Origin of the sequence: Oerskovia rustica (assembly GCF_014836555.1) — a bacterium.
GTDB lineage: Bacteria > Actinomycetota > Actinomycetes > Actinomycetales > Cellulomonadaceae > Oerskovia > Oerskovia rustica.
The window spans coordinates 1-1,622 of sequence record NZ_JACSQQ010000037.1 but is presented as its reverse complement, the minus strand read 5'-3'; the positions used below and the strand labels follow the sequence as shown (position 1 = coordinate 1,622).

2 protein-coding genes are annotated in these 1,622 nt (G+C 73.3%); one reads left to right on the top strand and one right to left on the bottom strand.

Annotated features, from left to right (window positions below; all coding sequences use genetic code 11):
- Positions 1 to 790: TetR/AcrR family transcriptional regulator (locus H9652_RS16575; protein WP_191797483.1), on the bottom strand; the 790-nt coding region annotated here is incomplete at its 3' end.
- 168 nt (positions 791 to 958) lie between these two features.
- Between H9652_RS16575 and H9652_RS16570 the strand changes: the two genes are divergently transcribed.
- Entirely contained in the window at positions 959 to 1,546 is a 588-nt protein-coding gene (locus tag H9652_RS16570; protein WP_191797439.1) for a hypothetical protein, read from the top strand.
- Positions 1,547 to 1,622: the final 76 nt, after the last annotated feature.

Here is a 1,622-nt window from a genome sequence, read left to right as displayed (position 1 = left end):
CCCCCCCCAACCACGCCCTCAACGCGTCGCGGACCGCTCGCGCGACCTCGTCGGGGTCGGCATCCGCGTCGAGCACGGTCACGACGACGCGCCGGGCCGGCGCGTCACCGGTCCGCGCGACGCCGTCCCCCGAGCCGCGCGCAGGCGACGGGGACGCCGTGGCGGGCTCCGCCGTCGGGCCGACGGGGTTGCGGGCCGCGCGGCGCAGGTCCGCGAACGCCTCCTCGAGCTCGGGGCGCAGGTCCTGGTCGGGGTCGCGCAGCCAGCGGCGCAGGATCGCGTTGTGCACCGCGACGACCGATGCCGCGAACGCGACCGACGCGGTCGAGTTGCGGGTGTCCGCGGGCAGCGAGTCGCGCAGGTAGGACGTGAACGCGCGCTCGTAGCGGTGCGTGGTCACGAGCTCGCGGTCGCGCAGCGCCGGCACGTCCTGCAGGAGGCGGTGCCGCGCGACCGACGTCTCGCGCTGGCCCACGTGGTGGTCGAACACGAGCCGTGCCGCCTTGCACACCTCGACGTACGGGTCGACGTTCTCGAGCTCCTCGGGGGTGACGCCGCGGGCGGCGGGCCGGGTCTCCCCGAGGAGGACCACCACGGCGTCCAGGAGCAGCTCGTGGTCCGCGAAGACCACGTCCTCCTTGGAGCGGAAACGGCGGAAGAACGTGGCCCGGCTGATCTGCGCGGCGTCGGCGATGTCCTCGACGGTCGTCTGCTCGTAGCCCTTGCGGGTGAACAGCTCGATCGCCGCGTCCACCGCCTGCGCGTGCGTGTTGCTTCGTGCGGCACTCATGGACGGGACGCTACACGGCGTGCGCGGCGGGGGAGGAGCGGCGAGGGAGGGTGGGCGCGCTGCGTTCGTCAGGTGGTCGGCGGGAGGTCGCCGCGCGGGAGGCCCGACGGCGTCGCTACAGTGACGAGAGAGGCGGCGGCAGGTGGGGACGACCGAGAGGCGACGCGGATGACGGACGGCGACGAGGCCGGGACGGGCGGTCCCGACGAGGAACGCGTCGAGGGCGGCGCGGCGCGCTCGTGGAAGAGCGTCGACCATCATGCCCAGAGGGACGCGTGGAGCGAGCGGTTCTCGCGCGGTGGCCCGGCGGACTTCCTCTACGGGGCCATCGTCGCGGGGTTCATGCTCGCGGTGTCGAGCACGCACGACGCATCGAGCGACTTCGTGGTCCTCGCGGTCGCGGGCGTCCTGATCATCTACTGGGCGGCGCACGTCTACGTGTCGGCGCTGGGGGGCCGGTTCCGCGACGCCGACCACTCGATCATCCAGCGTCTGAGGCTGGCCTCCTCGGAGGAGGTGTGGGTCCTGATCGGCGGGGTCCCGGCGCTCGTGGTCTTCCTCGTCGGGCGCGTGCTCCGGCTGGGGGTGGCTGACTCCGCCCTGGTCGCACTGTGGTTCACGGTGCTGATGCTGGGGGTGGTCGGGCACCTCGCGTCGCACCGGGCCGGTGTGCGGGGGTGGGCGTTGACGCTCGAGACGGTGATCGCGGGTGCGTTCGGGCTGCTGATCATCGGGTTGAAGTCGCTGCTCCACTGAGTGCACTGAACTGCGGTCGCCGAGGTAGACCCGTGCGCGCGAGGTAGACCTCCCGGGGGTCTACCTCGGCCGCACG

Excerpts from the sequence above, each read along its gene's own strand:
- H9652_RS16570 (WP_191797439.1), top strand. The coding sequence starts at position 959 with ATGACGGACGGCGACGAGGCCGGGACGGGCGGTCCCGACGAGGAACGC.